The organism is Citrobacter sp. CK180 (assembly GCF_030333655.1).
GTDB lineage: Bacteria > Pseudomonadota > Gammaproteobacteria > Enterobacterales > Enterobacteriaceae > Citrobacter_B > Citrobacter_B koseri.
In genome coordinates this window covers 338,302-359,127 of record NZ_JAOWFM010000052.1, presented here as the reverse complement: position 1 = coordinate 359,127, position 20,826 = coordinate 338,302, and the positions used below count along the sequence as shown (strand labels likewise).

Genomic DNA, 20,826 nt, shown 5'->3' with positions numbered 1-20,826 from the left:
GATGAAACTGGAGTTGGCGTTATTTAAAACCATTATTGAAAACACCCCCCTGATCTCTGTCGATCTCGTAATTATCAATAAGCAGGGACAGGTGCTTTTGGGCCAGCGCCAGAATCGACCTGCTAAAGACTTTTGGTTTGTTCCCGGTGGGCGTATATATAAAGATGAGACTTTCAGGAACGCTTTTTCTAGGTTAACCGCGGAGGAGCTTAATCTTGATGTTTCATTAGAACAGGGTTTATTTCTTGGGGTATTTGAGCATTTTTATAATGATAATATCACGGGAACTGATTTTTCGACCCACTACGTGGTTCATGGTTACCAGCTAAATATCGAAGTTGACGAACAGCATCAATTCCCTGATTCACAACACAGAGTTTTTAAATGGTTCGAGCCTGAAGAGCTCTTCGCCAGTAACGATGTCCATCAGTATACTAAGAATTATTTCCTGCCAAGGTAAAAGATATGTTACTTCCAGTCATCATGGCCGGTGGCTCCGGGACTCGGCTATGGCCGCTGTCACGTACGCTTTATCCAAAACAATTCCTCTCACTAAATGGCTGCCTGACAATGTTACAAGAGACGTTGCGTCGTCTTGATAATGTTGAACATACACCTGCGTTGATCATTTGTAATGAATCTCATCGGTTCATCGTAGCGGAGCAATTACGCAAAGAGGGGTTGTCACACAGCGGGATCATGCTTGAACCAGATGGTCGTAACACTGCCCCAGCAGTTGCGCTGGCCGCTTTACAAGCGCTTTCAAAAGATGAAGATCCAACCCTCCTGGTGCTTGCAGCGGATCATGAAATTCGTGATGAAGAGAGCTTTATTCGAAGTCTTGAGGCCGCACAGCAATTTGCCAGTGAAGGCAAGCTTGTGACATTTGGTGTTGTGCCCACCTCTGCCGAAACGGGATATGGCTATATTAAAACGGGCGATAAACTAAAAGGCGAAGGGTATCAGGTTGCTGCCTTTGTTGAAAAACCCAATGCGGAAGTGGCTAACCGCTACTTCACTGACGGAGGATATCTCTGGAATAGTGGAATGTTCATGTTTAAAGCTTCAGTCTTTATAAATGAGCTGCAAAAGTTTCGCCCGGATATTCTGGCTTCCTGTAAACAGTCTTTAGCTTCGGCGACACAGGATCTTGATTTTATTCGGCTTGATAACGCTTCATTTAAAAGCTGTCCTGAAGAATCGATAGACTATGCGGTGATGGAAAAAACGTCAGAAGCGATCGTTGTTCCGCTGGATGCTAAATGGAGCGACGTCGGCTCCTGGTCTGCCCTGTGGGATATCAGCCAGAAAGACGAGTACGGAAACACAATCCGCGGTGACATCATTGTCGAAGACTCATCTAATAGCTATCTCTATTCTCAACATCGCCTGATCGGCGTGGTGGGTGTTGAGGATATGGTTGTTGTTGAAACAAAAGATGCGATTCTGGTTGCTCATAAAGATAAAGTGCAGCAGGTCAAAAAAATTGTTTCCCGGCTCAAAGAAACTAACCGGTCAGAATATTTACAGCATCGGGAAATTTTCCGCCCCTGGGGCAGCCATGATACTATAGCCGAAGGTCAGCGTTATCAGGTTAAACATGTCATCGTATTGCCTGGACAGATTACAGCTAAACAGATTCATTATCACAGAACAGAGCATTGGGTAGTCGTATCTGGAACAGCTAAAGTTCATCTCGAAGAAAAAACATACTTGGTTTCAGAAAACGAATCCACTTACATTCCCGTTGGCACCCCACATGCAATCGAAAATCCTGGCAAGATTCCATTGGAAATAATTGAAGTACGTTCCGGAGTTTATCTTGAAGAGGATGATGTCGTGCGAGTATCTTCCTCAGGAGTTGGTTATTAATGCGAGTATCAATTATCACAGCCACTTATAATAGTGAGAAAACTCTCGCTGATACATTATTTTCATTAGAAAATCAGACATATCAAAATATTGAGTACATTATTGTTGATGGTGCTTCAAAAGATAACACTTTAGATCTTGTCCGTGAGAAATGTAGTAGGGTAAGTAAAATTATCAGCGAGTCGGACAAAGGTATCTATGATGCTCTAAATAAGGGTATCAATGCCGCAACGGGTGATATTATTGGTTTTTTACACTCCGATGATATGCTCGCCTATGATAATGTAATCGAAGATATCGTAAATGCCTTTAAGTCGAGTGGTAGTGATGCAGTATATGGTGATCTTGAATACGTCGGTCAGGAAGACACCGGCAAGCGAATTCGCCTGTGGAAAAGTGGAATATTCAGCCGTAACAAAATGAAGCTGGGTTGGATGCCGCCACATCCGTCTTTTTATATGAAACGTTCATGTTATCAAGAGTATGGAGGTTTTTCGTTAAGTTATCGCATATCTGCTGATTACGATTCTTTATTACGTTATATCTATACCAAGCGTGTTACTGTTTCATATCTGCCAAAAATACTGGTCAAAATGCGCGTAGGTGGAATAAGCAACCGTTCGTTAAGTACTATGTTTTGTAAATCAAAGGAAGATATAAAGATTATGAAGAGTAACGGTATTGTATGGCCGCTTGCGCTCGCATTTAAAAATCTTTCGAAACTTCCGCAGTTTATCAAGAAGTAAATCTTATGCTCAATACACAAGAAGTTATCAAAAACAGTGGGGTTACCTTTGGTACAAGTGGTGCCAGAGGCCTGGTAGTTGATTTTACGCCTGATCTGTGTGCCGCATTTGTTCACGCTTTTTTGCAAATATTAACTAAGCGATATGATGTTAAAAAAGTAGCGTTAGCCATTGATAATCGTCCAAGTAGCTACCTGATTGCCCAAGCTTGTGCTGCGGCTATTATCGGACAGGGACATGAAGTGGAATTCCAGGGAACAATACCGACACCTGCGCTTGCCTATTATACTGCAATAAACGCTATTCCTGGCATAATGGTTACAGGCAGTCATATTCCTTTTGACAGGAACGGTCTCAAGTTTTACAGACCGGATGGCGAAATTTCCAAAAGCGATGAATCCGCAATTTTATCCGAAGTATACCATTTTCCTGAATCGCAGTGGTTGCCAAATCTGATTGAGCAGAAAGATGCTGCCGATTTATATGTGAAACGATATACTTCACTGTTTGACAGCAGTCTTTTGGCGGGCAAGATGATTGGTATCTACGAGCATTCGAGCGCGGGCAGAGATATTTATCCACTTATTTTCAAGCAATTAGGTGCAGAAATTATCTCATTAGGGCGTAGCGATGAGTTTGTGCCTATTGATACCGAGGCCGTCAGTGATAAAGATCGGGCGCTGGCGCAAAAATGGGTGCACGAGTATCAGCTTGATGCTATTTTTTCTACTGATGGAGATGGTGATCGTCCCCTTATCTCCGATGAAAATGGTGAATGGCTAAGAGGTGATATCCTTGGCCTTTTGGCTTCACTTCAACTGAATATTCAGGCTTTAGCTGTTCCGCTTAGTTGCAATACGGCTATTGAATTAACTTCTCAGTTCAGGAAAGTAGAACGTACACGGATTGGATCTCCGTATGTTATTTCAGCTTTTGCTGACTTAAAGGATTATCAGTCTGTTGCCGGTTTTGAGGCCAATGGCGGTTTCCTTTTGGCTTCTGATATCAATGTGAACAGCTCAGTTTTAAGAGCTTTGCCTACCAGAGACGCAGTTTTACCTGCTTTGATGTTGCTGGTTAGAGCTAAAAAAGAAAAAATATCTGACATTGTCAAAAGTTTGCCCGCACGCTTTACATGGTCCGACAGAATACAGAACTTTCCTGCAGAAAAAAACGTGGCGCTTTTTGATAAAATTAAGACTGATCCCGATGGGTTTATATCAGATAGTGGTTTCGCTTCTTTATCAGTTAAGGATATCAATCTGTTGGATGGCATACGCTTGACATTAAACAATGATGATATCTTACATCTAAGAGCATCAGGAAATGCCCCTGAACTCCGCTGTTATGCTGAGTCTACTAGCGAAATGAAGGCGAAGCAGTACGTAAATATTACAATAAGTAATATTGAGACGTCTAAGTAGTCGCTGTTGATAGACGTGATTTGCGATATTAGATGGCCATGACTGCCTTCTCTTTTTATTGAAATATGATAAGCTAATCAAAATAGCATGGGTTCTATGAAAAAATTCTATTTTATTTTTTTATTATTCACGATTTCTGTTAATTTATTATCTTATTTATTTCCTCAGTCCTTTGTCGTGCTGGATGATGGTTATTATATTTTCTGCCTGATATCATATATTATTCTTGTTTTTCTAAGCTCTTATGACAAAAAAGAAATCACTACACTACTGGTTTTTCAGGCACCGTTTGGTTTATTTATTCTTGGCCGATTTATTGGCCATTATCTCGATCCCGGACTTAAAATTGAGTCAATAGATTTTTTCTATAACATAAATCTGAGTAGTGAAGAAGTAATTAAGTACCTTTCAGTCTATATGCTGTTTTTCGATATGGTATTTTTAGGCTATTTGATACCGCCATTTAGAGTGGGAAATGCACTGTTCAAACTTGAAATTAACAAAGATATTATCAGCTATTTCTCATATTTGATTATCGTAATAACTGTTATTGGCATTTTTCTTGTTCTGAAAGACCTTTATGCCACCGTTAGCCAGTACGGATACGCAGCGTTATATATTGTAAAGAAAGAAAATGCCAATGATTCTTCCAGCATTTTCATTACGCTGCTACTGGTTACGATTGGTTTGGTTGCTAAAGAGAATTGCCGGAGGCCTTTAAATATCCTGATGATTGTCTTATTTTGCTATAGCTTTGCGCTTTTGTTCATGGGGGCGCGTGGCCCAATGATGACATACATAATATTATGGCTCTGGCTGTACAAGAAAAATATCAATATTGTTAAGCTGGGGATTGCTGCTTTAATTATACTGGCGAGCGTGCAGTATATGAGCGCAATGATGAGAACGACAAGTTCGCAATATAATATGCTGGCGAAAATTCTCTATGATATGGGGACAACATTTATTGTTCTGCCGTTTGGTTCGTATATTTCAGACTGGCCTGGTGTAGCGTTAGTTCAAAATTTCATTCCCATGGCATCACGGTTAGCTTCATTCTTCATCGACTTCAATCCCTATGATGCTAACCTCGCAAATTACCTTGGTTTTTATCTGAATCCAGAATTGTACTGGAAAGGGGTTGGTCTGGGGTGGACTGTCGTACTGGACTTTTCCATATATGCGCAGGGGAGTATTATTCTGCTCGCTCTCTTTGCAATAATATTTGGTATTGTGCTGCGTAACTTGGATGGCTTCTCTTCAAGTAACAGTATCAAGTATGGATTGGCTACGACGATTATCTTACCGTTAGGTTTCCTGTATCGATCCGGATTATTTTCTGTCGTCCCCCTTGCTGTATATTTTTTAATGATGCTTCTTATTCTTTCTTTCGTTTCGACTCTGATTAGGCGGATTAACTTTGGCAATTAAGAATTTTATTTATCAGTTCTCTGATAAAATATTCAGGATTGTGTATATTTTCTTAATGACATATATTGCTGCTAAAGTTTTAGGAAACATAGGCTTTGGTGAGTTTTCGTTATTAGCTACTACCATTACGATAGCTTTAGGGGTCGGTACTTTCGGTTTCGAACATACTCTGGTTAAGAAAATAACAGAAAATGTTGAAAGCGAGCAACAGTATGAATGGTTGTTTGCTGGTATATCGGTACGCTTGGCAGTAGCTATTTTTTTGCTAATTTGTGGTCACTTTGTAATAAATAATAAAACATTCTACATAATTTTTTGTATCGTTTGTATTTTAAATGTGTTGAATACCTATGAATATTACCTAATATCCCATATGCGTGGTGAAGTGATATTCTGGGGAAGGATCTGTTCTTACGCAATAACGATAATTTTCCTGTTTTTTGTTTACTTCTCCGATCATAGCCGTTGGGTGTATTTTGTGTTCGTGTTAGAGCCGATTATATATGGCTCGTGGTGCTATCTAAATATGCATCGCGGCAGACGACAGGCATATTCATTAGCAAGAGCTATTTTTGATGTTAAGAAAATACGCGAGTTATTCACCACTAGCTTCCCATTCATGCTTTCTTCCTTTGCAATAATAATCTATATGAGGATGGATGTTTATTTTATCGACTATTTCCTCGGTAAGGGTGCTGTGGGGCAGTATAGCTTGGCTGTAAGATTTGCTGAAGCAGCAAACTTTTTGCCTATCGTCATTGCTAACTCGGTGTATCCATGGCTGGTCAGAAATCAAAATAAAATAAACTACCGAAAATTTTTCGATGGCCTATTTTTGGCATCTATGGTTGTCCTGATACCAGCAAGCATTGGAGGTACGCTGGTTATAAAATATTTCTTTGGTGCCGAATATCAACAATCAATTCCTCTATTTATCATTTTGATGCTCCAGGTTATTCCCGTCTTTATCGGGATTGGCCGGGCCAAGGTACTGGTTTTGGAGAATCTGCAGAGATATATTCCCTTCTTCGTCTTTTCTGGGGTTGCGCTAAATGCTTTATTGAATCTAGCGCTCATACCTCTTATGGGTACTAAAGGTGCGGCAATTGCGACTGTGATAAGTCAATTCTCGACTACTTTACTTATTCCGTTATTTATACCTCGCGTGCGGGATATTTCCCTGTTAATGCTTAAAAGTATTATTACCTGTGGTTTTTCTCTACTGCATTCGGTTTATCAAAGGTGTAAGAATAATGATAGTTAATATTTTTGGTGATGTGTATTTTAAATCACAAGACATTGTTTTAACTGACTCAGTGGAAAAATTATTAAAAGCCGCTGACAGAAATATCGTTAACTTCGAGGCTCCTGTTGTTGATAATAATGAGCAGCCCAGAGAAAAAGTTGGGGCAGTTTTAAAACACGATCTCGCGGTTGTCGAAAAATTAAAAAGAATGTCGATTACAGATGTTTGTATCGCTAACAACCATTATTACGATTATGGCATTCGGGCAGCTGAAAATAGCAGTGAGATTCTTAAAGACCATGGTTTTGTGATCCATGGTGAGTATGGCAAAGACTATCAGAAAATCATTTCTGATGATGGAACTATCAAAGTAGCCATATTCAACGTTGCAGAATCAGAATATGGCGTGAGCGTTAATGATAAACCCGGGTTTACTTCAGTTTTAGATACTTCGCTCTACAATCAATTGGCGAAAGCGTTAAATAATGGCTTTAAAGTCATTCTGATCGTGCATGCCGGCCTTGAAAATGAACTTTCTCCTTTGCTTTCGTGGTCAGAAATCTACCGAAAATTCATTGATTTTGGTGTTTGTGCAGTTGTCGCCCATCATCCCCATGTTCCTCAGCGATACGAATATTATAAGGATGGCGTGATCTATTATAGTCTTGGGAATTTTGTTTTTCAGGGCGGCGGAAGTCATGAGTATAGTAATGTAGGCCAGTGCGTTTCCTTTAAGTTTGACTCGGCAGGGTTCGAAGCTAGTGTGTATTATACGCGATATGATAATAGCACATTAGATATCTATGATAGGGCTGATGAGCTTGATGATTTACTGAACCACAAAGTTGCAAAATATCATAAGGTTACTGAGGAAGAATATAATAAGTATTGCAAGATTGACTATAAAAGATTTATAAGCGCGATGGTATATAAAACGCCGTTGGTGCGACTGCCATTTTTTAAGAATCGTTCAAAAAGGCAATTTGATTTTCATCTGCATAACCTGAGATTTGAAACCCACCGATTTGTGCAACTGGAGTATCTGGAGGATAAATTAAAATGATTGGAGTTGTAGGTATAACAATATATCCTGTCAGTAGTAAATTATCATCTTTATGGGAAAAGACAATTAAGGAGAATATAAAATCAGCTTTTCCTGTAGAATTCATTGAATTTAGCCATAATAATTTTATTATCCAACTTTGCGTTAACGATAAATATCAGTGTGATACCAAAGCTGAAGAGATTTTTATCGGTAAAGTAAATGAGTCACATATCTTCTCTGTAGACGATCACGGGCTTGGTATTGCTCTTGAGGCCGATCAGATAACAGTAAAAAATGACTGGCTGGCATCGTTGCCGTTGTTCTATAATGAAGAAACAAAAGTAGTTTCCACTTTTTACAATGCGGTTATTGATTCAATCTCGTTTGATAAAACGGGGTGTAACGCCTATTTCCGCTACGGCTACAGCTTTCAAGGCAGCACGCCATTTGAAAACATCAAATTTTTGACACCCAATAGTACTATCAGGCTTGGGGTTGAACGGTTCGAAATAATCAAAAACCCTCGTTTTTCTGATGATATAACCCGTCTTACCAAAAATAAGTCTACGGCTAATGAAATAATTTCTGAGATAAAAGATTATCTAGATAGCAAAATTGATAAACGAGAGAAAATTGTTCTTCCCCTTTCCGGTGGTCTGGACTCACGATTACTGGCAGGTGTTGTCAGTAAAGAAAACGTGTATGCTTTTACCTACAGCGGCAACAGTAAAAATTATGAGTCAGTGAATGCATCCATTGTCGCTGAAAGACTTTCAATGCCTTGGCAGCGGATTCCCTTAACAAATTTCTATGGATTAATGGGGCAATGGGTAGATCTCTATGGCGCAAGTGAACATGCTCATGGTATGTATCATATTGATTTCTATAGAAAAATATGTAGTGATAGTGCCTATGATATGTTGCTAAGCGGTATATTTGCGGACATCTGGGCTGGTAATAACCCGGTAGAAATAAAATCAGTAGCTGATATTCAGCAATTGGGTTATTCACATGGTTTGAATCTGTCTCAGGATATTTTCGGGAAACTGAAAGAGTTTGATGATGACGCTGTTCTGGAAAACCAATATCTTACTGAGCTCAGAAACGAAGGGTTATTAACATTTGATGCCTTAAATCGTATTCAAATGAAAATAATTTTGATAAGTTATTTAATGACCTTACCACGTTTTTTTGGATTAAACACCGTAACGCCGTTCCTGAATAAGGAAATAGCCGTCAAAATGCTTTCTTTGCCAGAAGACGAAAGACGTAATCGTAAATGGCAAAAGGAGATACTTAGAGATTTAGGTCTGGAGATTAAAGAGACGTGGAACCCATTAAAAAGTAATTATGTAAATAACCTCGATCTACTGGCTTATAAAAGAAGTGATTTTACTAATATTAAAGTCATCATGCGTTCCACCGATCTGAGTTGTTTGTTTAAAGATTCGGTAAGTTATAATCACTTATTTGATGATGTTGGTGAACTTTCTTTTTGGCAAGAAGCTAATATGTATCTTAACTCCACTCGTGGTGTTAATCGCATCATGAAAAAACTCAATATGAGTTCGCACAAATTAAAAAATCTAAGAGATTTGCAGGTTTTATTCCCACTGGCATATATCAGAAATAAGTGGGACGCAGCATGAAAAAAGTTATCTTCGTTCAGCCGGCTATTCCTAAATATCGCATTCCGTTTTTTCACCGTTTAGAAAAAATTTATGATGTTGAAATTTTTTCTAACAAAGTCGACTTTCTGGGCGTGAAATCGGTTGATGATTTTGCAAATGTCAAATGGGGAAGAGGATTTTCGGTAATTTTCAATAAACTGTTCTGGCATCGCAGGTTGCCCTTGATTAGAGGGATAAACAAGGGTGATATCGTTGTTGTCAACGGCAACCCTCGAATTTTGAACTACATGCTTCTGCTGCTGCTGTGTAAAATTCGTGGCATCAAAACGATCTGGTGGGGACACGGATGGTCTGCTGGCTCGTATGGATTTTTCGCCTCATTACGTATTAAGATGATGCGTATAGCTAATGTTGTTTTAGTCTATACCGAATATGAAAGAGAACAGTTGGGTAGAGAAAACTGTTATGCTTTGAATAACGGTCTTGATTCAGACGTCATACGCCAGGCGATCGCAGGCAGCAATATGGTTCATCACTTCAGCGATCATACTCGCTTGCTTTTTGTCGGCCGGATAACCCAAAAGGCCAATCTTGCTTTCGTTATTGAGGCAATGCAGCATTTAGCGCCCAAAGTTACGCTCTCAGTCATAGGTGATGGCACGCTTAAAAAAGAGCTGATGCACTTAGCGCAATCGAAAGGTGTTGCTCAAAGAATCATATGGTATGGCGCAATGTTTAGTGAGGATGATATCGCACGCGTTATGCTTCAAGCTGATGTTTTTGTTTACCCCGGCTCTGTAGGTTTGAGTTTAATCCATGCGTTTAATTATGGATTGCCAACGGTTGTGCATAATTCACGAGAGATGCATATGCCTGAGTATGCTGCTTTCAGAAACGGGTTCAATGGTTTCGGGTATGCTGAAAATGACATTGAATCTTTTTGCCACGCGATCAATAACTATGCCGGGCTTCCGGTAGAGCAGAAGGTGATTCTCAGAGATAATGCTTTCGAAACGGTGCGAAAAACATTCAATGTGGAAGATATGGTTTTACGCTTCACGGCTACCGTGAAAAATTTTGATAAAAAATAATATTTGCGGTCTTGTATGCTTGCAGTTTTATAAAAAATCAGTTGTCAAACATATTCTTCTAGAATAGCGCTATACCGCAATAAATACTATTGACCGTTACCGTTCCTGAGTTAACATCTAAGTCACATTCACACCGCACACAAGTCGCGCGGTGACCACACCTGACAGGAGTATGTAATGTCCAAGCAACAGATCGGCGTCGTCGGTATGGCAGTGATGGGGCGCAACCTGGCGCTCAACATCGAGAGCCGTGGTTATACCGTCTCCGTTTTCAACCGCTCCCGTGAAAAGACCGAAGAAGTGATTGCCGAGAACCCAGGCAAAAAACTGGTGCCTTACTACACGGTAAAAGAGTTTGTTGAATCCCTTGAAACGCCTCGTCGTATCCTGTTAATGGTGAAAGCAGGGGCGGGCACTGATGCTGCTATCGATTCCCTGAAGCCGTATCTGGATAAAGGCGACATCATCATTGATGGTGGTAACACGTTCTTCCAGGACACTATCCGTCGTAATCGCGAACTTTCTGCTGAAGGCTTTAACTTCATTGGTACCGGTGTTTCCGGTGGTGAAGAAGGGGCGCTGAAAGGCCCATCTATCATGCCTGGCGGTCAGAAAGAAGCCTACGAACTGGTTGCGCCGATTTTGACTAAAATTGCCGCAGTTGCAGAAGATGGCGAACCTTGCGTGACCTATATTGGTGCCGATGGTGCCGGTCACTATGTGAAAATGGTTCACAACGGTATCGAATACGGTGACATGCAGCTGATCGCAGAAGCCTATTCTTTGCTGAAAGGTGGCCTGAATATGTCTAACGAAGAGCTGGCAGAGACTTTCACTGAGTGGAACAAAGGCGAGCTGAACAGCTACCTGATCGATATCACCAAAGACATCTTCACCAAAAAGGATGAAGAGGGTAAATATCTGGTTGATGTGATTCTGGATGAAGCGGCAAACAAAGGCACCGGCAAATGGACCAGCCAGAGTTCTCTGGATCTGGGCGAGCCGCTGTCGCTGATCACGGAATCCGTTTTTGCACGTTATATCTCTTCTCTGAAAGAGCAGCGTGTTGCAGCGTCTAAAGTGTTGTCGGGACCTAAAGCGCAGCTTGCGGGTGACAAAGCGGAATTTATCGAGAAAGTCCGTCGCGCGCTCTACCTCGGTAAGATCGTCTCTTACGCACAAGGGTTCTCCCAGCTGCGTGCCGCTTCTGACGAATATAACTGGGATCTGAACTACGGCGAAATTGCGAAGATCTTCCGTGCCGGTTGCATTATTCGTGCACAGTTCTTGCAGAAAATCACCGACGCATATGCAGAAAATGCGGGTATCGCTAACCTGCTGCTGGCACCGTACTTCAAGAAAATCGCGGACGATTATCAGCAAGCGCTGCGTGATGTGGTTGCGTATGCCGTGCAGAATGGTATCCCGGTTCCGACGTTCTCTGCCGCTGTTGCCTACTACGACAGCTATCGCGCAGCCGTTCTTCCTGCGAACCTGATCCAGGCGCAGCGTGACTACTTTGGGGCGCATACGTATAAGCGTACTGATAAAGAAGGCGTGTTCCACACAGAGTGGCTGGATTAATCTGATTTAGCAGTCGATAAAAATAAGGCCCGGAGTGTTCCTCCGGGCTTTTTTATTGCGTGAAACGGTATGTGGCAGGGAATAAAGCACAAGGCGCTCAGAGAATGAAGATATAATATGGGTTTTCTGTCCGATGGGACTCCTTGACAGCTTATCAACATCAGGGGTAAAAAGCCCAACAGTTGTTTAGGTTGTAGGGGGTAGCTGTAACCCCTCAAACGTTTAACCAGAAGAAGTCAGAGCTAATGAAAATAACTATCTCAGGAACAGGTTATGTAGGTCTTTCGAACGGTATCCTGATTGCACAGAACCATGAAGTGGTTGCGCTGGACATTGTGCAGGCTAAAGTGGATATGCTTAACAAGAAGCAATCGCCGATTGTCGATAAAGAAATTGAAGAGTATCTGGAAACAAAAGATCTCAACTTTCGTGCAACGACAGATAAGCATGATGCGTACAAGAATGCCGATTACGTTATCATTGCAACACCAACTGATTATGATCCTAAAACTAACTACTTTAATACCTCCAGTGTTGAAGCCGTTATCCGTGATGTGACTGAAATCAATCCTCAGGCAGTGATGATTATCAAATCTACTATTCCGGTAGGTTTTACCCAGTCTATTAAAGAGCGTCTGGGAGTGGATAACGTTATTTTTTCCCCCGAGTTCCTGCGCGAAGGTAAAGCACTTTATGATAATTTGCATCCTTCGCGGATTGTGATTGGTGAACGCTCTGAGCGTGCGGAGCGATTCGCTGCTTTGCTACAGGAAGGCGCCATAAAACAGGATATTCCAACCCTGTTTACCGATTCGACGGAAGCAGAGGCGATTAAGCTTTTTGCTAATACTTATCTTGCGATGCGCGTTGCTTACTTTAATGAACTTGATAGCTATGCGGAAAGTTTAGGACTGAATACCCGACAAATTATTGAAGGTGTGTGTCTGGATCCTCGTATTGGCAATCATTACAACAATCCTTCATTCGGTTACGGCGGTTATTGTCTGCCGAAAGATACGAAGCAACTTCTGGCGAATTATCAGTCAGTGCCAAACAATATTATCTCCGCGATCGTGGATGCGAACCGGACGCGTAAAGATTTTATTGCAGATGCCATCCTGTCCAGAAAACCCAAAGTGGTGGGCATCTATCGTCTGATTATGAAGAGCGGTTCTGATAATTTCCGTGCGTCTTCAATTCAGGGGATTATGAAGCGTATCAAAGCTAAAGGTGTGGAAGTTATTATTTACGAACCGGTTATGAAGGAAGCGTCGTTCTTTAATTCCCGCCTTGAACGTGATTTGAATACGTTTAAACAGCAGTCCGACGTGATTATCTCCAACCGCATGGCGTCTGAACTGCTGGATGTTCAGGACAAAGTTTATACACGCGATCTCTTTGGCAGTGATTAACCTTCTGTTATTGGGGCTACAATAGCCCCTGATTGGCTATCAAAGTGTTTGAAATAATCCGTAAATTTTATCAATAATCCTATAGCATTAACGATGTTTATGACTACACTGTCTCCAGCTTAAGCATTTTCTTAGTTAGGGTACTGATGACAGTGAACAATAACAATGCTACCGGGCGCAGTAATGACCCGGAACAGATTGATTTGATTGATTTAGTGATGCAATTGTGGCGCGGAAAAATGACAATCTTTGTGTGTGTCATTGTCGCAATTCTATTGGCTGTTGGTTACATCCTGGTAGCGAAAGAGAAATGGACCTCTACCGCCATCATCACCCAGCCTGATGTAGGGCAAATTGCTGCCTACAACAACGCGCTGAATGTGCTGTACGGTGATAATGCGCCCAAGGTAACTGATGTTCAGACGAATTTTATTGGCCGATTTAGCACGTCCTTTTCGGCATTAGCAGAAACGCTGGATAATCAGGAAAAACCGGAAAAACTGACAATAGAGCAGTCAGTAAAAGGGCAGCAGTTACCACTGGCCGTCTCTTACGTCGGAGAGTCTGCGGAAGGGGCGCAACGCCAGTTAGCAGAGTATATCCAGCAGGTAGATGAGAGCGTTGCGAAAGAACTGGACGCGGATCTGAAAGATAATATCAAGTTGCAGACAACTACGCTTGAGGACTCGTTAAAAACGCAGGAAGTGGTCGCGCAGGAGCAAAAAGATTTGCGTATCAAGCAAATTCAGGAAGCATTGCGTTATGCGGAACAGGCGAATGTGATAAAGCCACAAATTCAGCAAACTCAGGATGTTACCCAGGACAGTATGTTCCTTCTTGGTAGTGATGCGCTGAAATCAATGATCGAACACGAGGCCACGCGTCCGCTGGTTTTCTCTGGGGCCTACTATCAGACCAAGCAAAATCTGCTGGATATCGGAAATCTGAAAATCGAAACCGCATCCATTCACGCCTACCGTTACGTCATGAAGCCGACGCTACCGATTCGTCGTGACAGTCCGAAAAAGGCAATTACGCTGGTTCTGGCGGTATTGCTGGGCGGGATGATTGGTGCGGGTGTGGTGCTGGGACGTAATGCGTTACGTAACTATAAGCCGAAAGCGCAGTAATTTATTGGTATCCTGGATGGCGCTACGCTTATCCGACCTACAAAAAACCGGGCATTGCCCGGTTTTTTCGTATCTGAAGCTATTGATGACGCTTACGTAAATTCTCAATGACGGTCGTTAAATCGAGGTCCTGGTCCTGTAGCAGCACCAGCAGGTGGTACATCAGGTCGGAGGCTTCATTGGTCAGCTCAAAACGGTCATGTACCGTTGCGGCCAGCGCGGTCTCGACACCTTCTTCACCCACTTTCTGCGCGATACGCTTGGTGCCGCTGGCGTAAAGCTTTGCCGTGTAAGAGCTTGCCGGGTCGGCAGTTTTACGCTCGGCTAACAGTTGCTCAAGCTGATACAGGAATAACCACTGATGGCTGGCATCCCCAAAGCAGCTGCTGGTGCCTTTGTGGCAGGTTGGTCCAATTGGATTGGCCAGCACCAGCAGTGTGTCGTTATCACAATCCGGCGCAATGCGGACTACCTTCAGGAAGTGGCCGGATGTTTCGCCTTTGGTCCACAAACGCTGTTTGGTTCGTGAAAAGAAAGTGACGTTGCCGCTTTCGATTGTTTTATCCAGCGCTTCAGGGGTCATGTAACCCAGCATCAACACTTCACCGGATACCGCATGTTGCACGACAACCGGCATCAATCCGTCGGTTTTTTCCCAGTCGAGTTCGCGGCGCTGTTGCTCTGTTAACATATCCTGATCTCCACGCCCTGTGCTTCCAGGTACGCTTTTAATTCACCAATATTAATAATCTGTTTGTGGAAGACGGAGGCAGCAAGCGCCCCGTCGACATCGGTATCGCGGAAGGCTTCAAGGAAGTGCTCCATCGTGCCCGCGCCGCCGGAGGCAATCAGCGGTACATGACAGACGTCACGGACTTTTTTCAGTTGCTCCAGATCGTAACCGTTACGCACGCCGTCCTGATTCATCATGTTAAGCACGATTTCACCGGCTCCACGTTTTTGTACTTCCTGCACCCAGTCGAGAGTTTCCCACTGCGTCACGCGGGTACGGCTTTCATCGCCGGTATACTGGTTGACGTGATACTTGCCGGTTTCGGCATCAAACCAGGTATCAATGCCCACGACAATGCACTGTACGCCAAAACGGTCAGCAAGACGGGTGATCAGCGTTGGATCGGCCAGCGCAGGGGAGTTGATGGAAATTTTATCGGCGCCGAAAGAGAGGATTTTAGCGGCGTCATCAATAGACCTGATGCCACCCGCGACACAGAATGGAATGTCGATCACTTCCGCGACGCGCGACACCCAGCTCTTATCAACCACGCGCCCGTCACTGGAAGCGGTAATATCATAGAACACCAGCTCGTCTGCGCCTTCATCGGCATAGCGTTTTGCCAGCGGGACGATATCGCCGATGATTTCATGATTGCGGAATTGTACGCCTTTTACTACCTGACCATCGCGTACGTCCAGGCAAGGGATTATACGTTTTGCCAGCATTGGATGGCCTCCTTAACGGTGAATTTACCTTCCAGTAGGGCGCGGCCGACAATCACGCCGCGAACGCCCGTGCCGCGCAGAGCGGCCACGTCTTCAATCCCGCCAATTCCGCCGGAAGACTGAAAGGCGACCTGCGGATATTTCGCGCACACTTCGTCATACAGTGAGACGTTGGAACCCGCCAGCGTGCCGTCACGGGAGATATCGGTGCACAGTACATGCTTCAGGCCAACCGGCAGATAAGTCTCGACCAGCTCCTCCAGCGAAACGCCGGAGTTCTCCTGCCAGCCGCTGACGGCAACCTGTTTGTTGCCCCGATCATCAATACGCACATCCAGCGCCAGCACCAGCGCGTCAGCGCCAAAGCGCTCAAACCAGCCTTTGACCACCTCGGGAGATTTGACCGCCGTAGAGCCGACCACCACGCGGGCAACGCCTGCGTCCAGCAGCGCCGTAACATCGTCTTCAGTACGCACGCCGCCGCCAACCTGCACGGGCACGTTCACACCCGCGACCAGCGTTTTAATCAGCGGGATCTGCCGTCTGGCCGGATCTTTCGCCCCGGTCAAATCGACCAGATGCAGCACTTCGGCGCCCTGGGCGGCATAATCCCGCAGGCGGGGAAGGGGATCGTTACCGTAATCACGCTGCCGGGCGTAGTCGCCCTGATGGAGACGCACTACGGTGCCATCGATCAAATCTAATGCCGGAATAATCATCACATCTCCAGGAAGTTTTTCAGCAACTGCGCGCCAGCGGCGCCGGAGCGTTCCGGGTGGAACTGCACGCCGAAGAAATTGTCTTTTTGCACTGCCGCAGTGAAGGGTTCGCCGTAGTTGCATTGAGCAATGGTCCACGGATTTACGGGCATAGCGTAGCTGTGAACAAAGTAGAACCAGGCGCCATCTTCAATGCCCTGGAAAAGACGATTACCCGCCTGCGGGTAAACGCGGTTCCAGCCCATATGCGGGAGCGGCAGGCCAAAATCGGTCATCTTCGGGACGTCCTGGTCAATAATGCCCAGAAGGTCGACGCCGTTTGTCTCTTCACTGTGGCGCCCGAGGATCTGCATGCCTAAACAAATTCCCAGAACGGGCTGAGTACAAGCCTTAATCAATTCGACAAGCTCACGCTCGTGCAACTGATCCATCGCCGCCTGGGCGGTTCCCACGCCGGGCAGGAAGAGTTTGTCAGCTTTTAAGACGACCTCCGGGTCGCGGCTGACCTGCGGATCATAACCGTGGCGCGCCACGGCGGATTTCACCGAGTTCAGGTTGGCGCAGCCGGTATCAAGGATGACGACGTTCATCACAGCACTCCTTTAGAAGAAGGCAGCGTGTCGCCTTCTACCCGAATGGCCTGGCGCAACGTGCGGCCAAACGCTTTAAACAGGCTTTCTACACGGTGGTGATCGTTTTTACCTTTGGTCTTCAGGTGCAGCGTCACGCCCATGGTGTAGGAGAGCGAGCGGAAGAAGTGTTCAACCATCTCGGTGCTCAGATCGCCCACGCGCTGATAGGTAAACTCGGCTTTATATTCCAGGTGCGGGCGCCCGGAGATATCCAGTGCGCAACGCGCCAGGCATTCGTCCATCGGCAGCACAAAACCAAAGCGGTTGATGCCGCGCTTATCGCCCAACGCCAGCTTTAGCGCCTCGCCCAGCGCCAGACCGGTATCTTCTACCGTATGGTGATCGTCAATATAGAGGTCGCCCTTGACCGCGATCTCCATACGGAAACCGCCATGCGTGGCGATCTGATCGAGCATATGGTCAAAGAAGCCCACGCCAGTATTGATCTTGCTGCCGCCTTCGCGATCCAGCCACACCTTGACGTCAATCTGCGTTTCTTTGGTATTGCGTTCAACGTGGGCATAGCGGTCGCGTTTTGTCAGCTGTTCGCCAATCATCGTCCAGTTCAGGGTTTCACGGTTATAACGTAACCCGTTAATGCCCATGTTTTCGGCCAACTGGATGTCGGTAGCGCGATCGCCAATCACGTAGCTGTTGGCGCTATCCATCGCCTGTTCAGCCAGATAACGTTCAACCAGCTTTACCTTCGGCTTACGGCAGTCGCACTCATCCGCTGGCAGGTGCGGGCAGATAAGCACTTCATCAAACAGTACGCCCTGGGAGGTGAAAACCTGCATCATCAGGTCGTGCGGGCCGTCGAAGTCTGCCTGCGGGAAGCTCTGCGTTCCCAACCCGTCCTGGTTGGTGATCATCACCAGCTTAAAGCCGGCTTTTTGCAGCTTCAGCAGAACCGGCACCACGTCCGGTTCAAAGGCGAGTTTGTCAAAACGATCCACCTGAAAATCACTCGGTGGTTCGGCAATCAGGGTTCCATCACGGTCAATAAAAAGATACTTCTGGCTCATACTTGCTCCGCACGTAAGGCGTCAATGACGCGCTGGCTTTCTTCGCGGGTTCCAACAGTGATACGCAGACAGCCGCTTAAAGAAGGTTGTTTATTCTGATCACGTAAGATAATGCCCTGATCCCACAGAGATTTAAACACGCTACTTGACGCGGTAAAACGTGCCAGAATGTAGTTGGTTTCTGAATCGAACACCTGTTCTACGCAGGCAATCTCTTTCAGCGCATTAACCAGATACTGACGTTCCAGCAGAATCTGCGCCACACGTTCGCGCATCGCGTTGACGCCTTGCGGCGTCAACGCCTGAGCGGCAATATCGGCGACCGGCGTAGAGAGCGGGTAGGGGGCGATGACTTTCAGCAGCAGGTTGATGACCTCTTCATTCGCCAGCGTAAATCCGCAGCGCAGACCGGCGAGCGCAAAGGCTTTGGAGAGCGTGCGTAACACCACCAGATGCGGGTATTCAGAGAGCCAGCCAGCCAGCGTCGCCTGTGGGCAGAATTCAATATAGGCTTCATCCGCCACCACAATGGCGTTGCCGCGCGTCATTTCCAGCAGAGTACGTAAATCCTGTGGATTGATAAGCTGCCCGGTCGGGTTGTTGGGGCTGCATACAAACACCACTTTAACGCCGTCGAGTTTATCGGCGATGCCCCGCAGATCCAGCTGCCAGTTTTCCAGCGTCGGAACCGTCCGGCATTCAACGCCAATAGTTTCCGCGCTGACGCTGTACATGCCGTACGTTGGCGGACAATAGAGAATCGCATCTTTCCCCGGTTCGCAGAATGCGCGAATCAGCAGTTCAATACCTTCGTCTGCGCCACGGCTGACCAGCACCTGCCCGGGGTTCACTCCGGCGTACTGCGCATAATTTTCAATAACCGCTTTTGGCTGGCATTCCGGGTAGCGGTTGAGCGTTTGCTGAGTCAGCTGAAACTCCACTGCCGTCGGGAACTCATTGGCATTCAGCCAGACATCGCCATTACCGCCCAGACGGCGAGCGGACTGGTACGGCGTCAGGTTGCGAACGTTTTCCCGGGCTAAGTCGGTGACGCTGCGGGTATTTTCAGTGCTCATGCTTGCTCCTTAAGGGCGTTAACGCGCAGGGTGACAGCATTTTTGTGGGCGGTCAGCCGTTCTGCCGCAGCCAGCGTTTCAATGGTGGATGCCAGTGCGGAGAAACCCGCCTGCGACAATTCCTGAACGGTCATGCGTTTCTGGAAATCCGCCAGACCGAGGCTGGAGCAGGTGGCGGTATAACCATAGGTCGGCAGTACATGATTGGTGCCGGAAGCATAGTCGCCTGCGGATTCCGGTGACCAGTCACCGAGAAAAACGGAACCCGCGCTGGTAATATCCTCCACCAGATCGCGCGCCTTACGGGTCTGAATGATCAGGTGTTCCGGCCCATACTGGTTCGAGATGGCGACGCACTGGGCTAAATCTTTCGTCACGATCAGACGGCTGGCGCTTAATGCCTGACGCGCCGTTTCCGCACGCGGTAACTCTGCTAACTGGCGTTCGACGGCCTCCGCGACGTTCTGCGCAATACCGGCATCCGGGGTCAGCAGAATGACCTGAGAATCCGGGCCGTGTTCCGCCTGAGAGAGCAGGTCAGACGCCACGAAATCCGGCGTGGCGCCGCTGTCGGCGATCACCAGCACTTCAGAAGGGCCGGCAGGCATATCAATTGCCGCGCCGTCGAGACGCTGGCTGACCTGGCGTTTCGCCTCGGTGACAAACGCGTTGCCGGGGCCAAAAATTTTGTCCACTTTTGGCACGGACTCGCTGCCGAATGCCAGAGCGGCAATGGCCTGGGCGCCGCCGACGTTGAAGACTTCCTGCACGCCGCACAGCTGCGCAGCGTAAAGGATTTCATCCGCAATAGGCGGTGGCGAGCACAGCACCACTTTTTTGCATCCGGCAATACGCGCGGGCGTGGCGAGCATTAATACGGTGGAGAAGAGCGGGGCAGAGCCGCCCGGGATATACAGGCCGACAGATGCGACAGGGCGCGTCACCTGCTGACAGCGAACGCCGGGCTGGGTTTCAACATCTACCGCCGGTAGTTTTTGCTCATTGTGGAAGGTTTCGATGTTTTTTACCGCTACCGCCATCGCCTGTTTGAGATCGTCGCTCAGACGCGCGCTGGCTGCGGCAATCTCTTCGGCGGACACTTTCAGCGCTGCGACGTTCGTTTTATCAAACTTCGCGCTGTATTCGCGCAGGGCATCATCACCGCGTGATTTCACATTATCCAGGATCTCTGCGACGGTACGGGTAATGCTGTCGGAGGCGGAAATAGCCGGACGCATCAGCAATGCACGCTGCTGTTCAGTATTGCAGCTATTCCAGTCGATGATTGTATTAAAGCTCAT

19 protein-coding genes are annotated in these 20,826 nt (G+C 46.0%); 12 read left to right on the top strand and 7 right to left on the bottom strand.

The window, feature by feature from the left end:
* Position 1 precedes the first annotated feature (1 nt).
* The 12 genes from OGV50_RS15365 to wzzB all read left to right on the top strand — a co-directional run bounded on the left by OGV50_RS15365 (position 2) and on the right by wzzB (position 14,612).
* On the top strand, positions 2-460 hold the full coding sequence (locus tag OGV50_RS15365; RefSeq protein ID WP_115614711.1) for a GDP-mannose mannosyl hydrolase: 459 nt from the start codon (positions 2-4) through the stop codon (positions 458-460).
* Positions 461-465: 5 nt separating this feature from the next.
* Positions 466-1,872, top strand: coding sequence for a mannose-1-phosphate guanylyltransferase/mannose-6-phosphate isomerase (locus OGV50_RS15360; protein ID WP_115614712.1), 1,407 nt, complete (start codon positions 466-468; stop codon positions 1,870-1,872).
* Positions 1,872-2,618 (top strand): glycosyltransferase family 2 protein, encoded by a 747-nt coding sequence (locus tag OGV50_RS15355; protein ID WP_286488611.1) that lies wholly within the window; start codon positions 1,872-1,874, stop codon positions 2,616-2,618. Before OGV50_RS15360 ends, OGV50_RS15355 begins: the two co-directional genes overlap by 1 nt.
* Positions 2,619-2,623: 5 nt before the next feature.
* Positions 2,624-4,042 (top strand): phosphomannomutase, encoded by a 1,419-nt coding sequence (locus OGV50_RS15350; protein ID WP_115614714.1) that lies wholly within the window; start codon positions 2,624-2,626, stop codon positions 4,040-4,042.
* 96 nt (positions 4,043-4,138) lie between these two features.
* Complete coding sequence (wzy, locus tag OGV50_RS15345; RefSeq protein WP_200090803.1) at positions 4,139-5,473, top strand: O-antigen polysaccharide polymerase Wzy; 1,335 nt, start codon at positions 4,139-4,141, stop codon at positions 5,471-5,473.
* Complete coding sequence (locus OGV50_RS15340) at positions 5,463-6,737, top strand: oligosaccharide flippase family protein (protein WP_115614716.1); 1,275 nt, start codon at positions 5,463-5,465, stop codon at positions 6,735-6,737. Before wzy ends, OGV50_RS15340 begins: the two co-directional genes overlap by 11 nt.
* On the top strand, positions 6,727-7,782 hold the full coding sequence (locus OGV50_RS15335; RefSeq protein WP_115614717.1) for a CapA family protein: 1,056 nt from the start codon (positions 6,727-6,729) through the stop codon (positions 7,780-7,782). The genes OGV50_RS15340 and OGV50_RS15335 overlap by 11 nt, the downstream gene beginning before the upstream one ends.
* Positions 7,779-9,413, top strand: a complete 1,635-nt coding sequence (locus OGV50_RS15330; RefSeq protein ID WP_115614718.1) for an asparagine synthase-related protein — start codon at positions 7,779-7,781, stop codon at positions 9,411-9,413. The genes OGV50_RS15335 and OGV50_RS15330 overlap by 4 nt, the downstream gene beginning before the upstream one ends.
* The gene (locus tag OGV50_RS15325) at positions 9,410-10,486 is read left to right on the top strand and encodes a glycosyltransferase family 4 protein (protein ID WP_115614719.1); all 1,077 of its coding nucleotides are present in this window, start codon (positions 9,410-9,412) and stop codon (positions 10,484-10,486) included. The genes OGV50_RS15330 and OGV50_RS15325 overlap by 4 nt, the downstream gene beginning before the upstream one ends.
* Positions 10,487-10,663: 177 nt before the next feature.
* Positions 10,664-12,070 carry an NADP-dependent phosphogluconate dehydrogenase gene (gene gnd / locus OGV50_RS15320; protein ID WP_200090801.1) on the top strand — a complete coding sequence of 469 codons (1,407 nt, stop codon included), beginning with the start codon at positions 10,664-10,666 and terminating at the stop codon, positions 12,068-12,070.
* Between the two features lie 245 nt (positions 12,071-12,315).
* On the top strand, positions 12,316-13,482 hold the full coding sequence (ugd, locus tag OGV50_RS15315; protein ID WP_200090800.1) for a UDP-glucose 6-dehydrogenase: 1,167 nt from the start codon (positions 12,316-12,318) through the stop codon (positions 13,480-13,482).
* A 146-nt stretch (positions 13,483-13,628) separates the two neighbouring features.
* The gene (gene wzzB, locus OGV50_RS15310) at positions 13,629-14,612 is read left to right on the top strand and encodes an LPS O-antigen chain length determinant protein WzzB (RefSeq protein ID WP_058669373.1); all 984 of its coding nucleotides are present in this window, start codon (positions 13,629-13,631) and stop codon (positions 14,610-14,612) included.
* 79 nt (positions 14,613-14,691) lie between these two features.
* On the opposite strand, the gene hisIE is transcribed toward wzzB, so the two are convergent.
* From hisIE to hisD, 7 genes are read right to left on the bottom strand one after another with little or no spacing between them, the layout of a single operon-like run.
* Entirely contained in the window at positions 14,692-15,303 is a 612-nt protein-coding gene (hisIE, locus tag OGV50_RS15305) for a bifunctional phosphoribosyl-AMP cyclohydrolase/phosphoribosyl-ATP diphosphatase HisIE (protein ID WP_047462646.1), read from the bottom strand.
* Complete coding sequence (gene hisF, locus OGV50_RS15300; RefSeq protein ID WP_012131735.1) at positions 15,297-16,073, bottom strand: imidazole glycerol phosphate synthase subunit HisF; 777 nt, start codon at positions 16,071-16,073, stop codon at positions 15,297-15,299. Before hisF ends, hisIE begins: the two co-directional genes overlap by 7 nt.
* The gene (gene hisA / locus OGV50_RS15295; protein WP_200090799.1) at positions 16,055-16,792 is read right to left on the bottom strand and encodes a 1-(5-phosphoribosyl)-5-[(5-phosphoribosylamino)methylideneamino]imidazole-4-carboxamide isomerase; all 738 of its coding nucleotides are present in this window, start codon (positions 16,790-16,792) and stop codon (positions 16,055-16,057) included. The genes hisF and hisA overlap by 19 nt, the downstream gene beginning before the upstream one ends.
* Positions 16,792-17,382 carry an imidazole glycerol phosphate synthase subunit HisH gene (hisH, locus tag OGV50_RS15290; RefSeq protein WP_134769253.1) on the bottom strand — a complete coding sequence of 197 codons (591 nt, stop codon included), beginning with the start codon at positions 17,380-17,382 and terminating at the stop codon, positions 16,792-16,794. The genes hisA and hisH overlap by 1 nt, the downstream gene beginning before the upstream one ends.
* Positions 17,382-18,449, bottom strand: a complete 1,068-nt coding sequence (gene hisB, locus OGV50_RS15285; protein ID WP_047462654.1) for a bifunctional histidinol-phosphatase/imidazoleglycerol-phosphate dehydratase HisB — start codon at positions 18,447-18,449, stop codon at positions 17,382-17,384. The genes hisH and hisB overlap by 1 nt, the downstream gene beginning before the upstream one ends.
* Positions 18,446-19,525: a histidinol-phosphate transaminase gene (hisC, locus tag OGV50_RS15280; RefSeq protein ID WP_058669369.1), complete on the bottom strand. Its 1,080-nt coding sequence runs from the start codon at positions 19,523-19,525 to the stop codon at positions 18,446-18,448. The genes hisB and hisC overlap by 4 nt, the downstream gene beginning before the upstream one ends.
* Positions 19,522-20,826, bottom strand: a complete 1,305-nt coding sequence (hisD, locus tag OGV50_RS15275; protein ID WP_200090798.1) for a histidinol dehydrogenase — start codon at positions 20,824-20,826, stop codon at positions 19,522-19,524. The genes hisC and hisD overlap by 4 nt, the downstream gene beginning before the upstream one ends.

What these genes read in the sequence shown, in the direction of transcription:
- OGV50_RS15335 (WP_115614717.1), top strand. Translation starts at nt 6,727, where the DNA reads ATGATAGTTAATATTTTTGGTGATGTGTATTTTAAATCACAAGACATT.
- OGV50_RS15330 (WP_115614718.1), top strand. Translation starts at nt 7,779, where the DNA reads ATGATTGGAGTTGTAGGTATAACAATATATCCTGTCAGTAGTAAATTA.
- hisA (WP_200090799.1), bottom strand. Translation starts at nt 16,792, where the DNA reads ATGATTATTCCGGCATTAGATTTGATCGATGGCACCGTAGTGCGTCTC.
- wzzB (WP_058669373.1), top strand. Translation starts at nt 13,629, where the DNA reads ATGACAGTGAACAATAACAATGCTACCGGGCGCAGTAATGACCCGGAA.
- OGV50_RS15355 (WP_286488611.1), top strand. Translation starts at nt 1,872, where the DNA reads ATGCGAGTATCAATTATCACAGCCACTTATAATAGTGAGAAAACTCTC.
- hisH (WP_134769253.1), bottom strand. Translation starts at nt 17,382, where the DNA reads ATGAACGTCGTCATCCTTGATACCGGCTGCGCCAACCTGAACTCGGTG.
- ugd (WP_200090800.1), top strand. Translation starts at nt 12,316, where the DNA reads ATGAAAATAACTATCTCAGGAACAGGTTATGTAGGTCTTTCGAACGGT.
- hisB (WP_047462654.1), bottom strand. Translation starts at nt 18,449, where the DNA reads ATGAGCCAGAAGTATCTTTTTATTGACCGTGATGGAACCCTGATTGCC.
- gnd (WP_200090801.1), top strand. Translation starts at nt 10,664, where the DNA reads ATGTCCAAGCAACAGATCGGCGTCGTCGGTATGGCAGTGATGGGGCGC.
- hisF (WP_012131735.1), bottom strand. Translation starts at nt 16,073, where the DNA reads ATGCTGGCAAAACGTATAATCCCTTGCCTGGACGTACGCGATGGTCAG.
- hisC (WP_058669369.1), bottom strand. Translation starts at nt 19,525, where the DNA reads ATGAGCACTGAAAATACCCGCAGCGTCACCGACTTAGCCCGGGAAAAC.
- OGV50_RS15360 (WP_115614712.1), top strand. Translation starts at nt 466, where the DNA reads ATGTTACTTCCAGTCATCATGGCCGGTGGCTCCGGGACTCGGCTATGG.
- OGV50_RS15365 (WP_115614711.1), top strand. Translation starts at nt 2, where the DNA reads ATGAAACTGGAGTTGGCGTTATTTAAAACCATTATTGAAAACACCCCC.
- wzy (WP_200090803.1), top strand. Translation starts at nt 4,139, where the DNA reads ATGAAAAAATTCTATTTTATTTTTTTATTATTCACGATTTCTGTTAAT.
- OGV50_RS15350 (WP_115614714.1), top strand. Translation starts at nt 2,624, where the DNA reads ATGCTCAATACACAAGAAGTTATCAAAAACAGTGGGGTTACCTTTGGT.
- hisIE (WP_047462646.1), bottom strand. Translation starts at nt 15,303, where the DNA reads ATGTTAACAGAGCAACAGCGCCGCGAACTCGACTGGGAAAAAACCGAC.
- OGV50_RS15325 (WP_115614719.1), top strand. Translation starts at nt 9,410, where the DNA reads ATGAAAAAAGTTATCTTCGTTCAGCCGGCTATTCCTAAATATCGCATT.
- hisD (WP_200090798.1), bottom strand. Translation starts at nt 20,826, where the DNA reads ATGAGCTTTAATACAATCATCGACTGGAATAGCTGCAATACTGAACAG.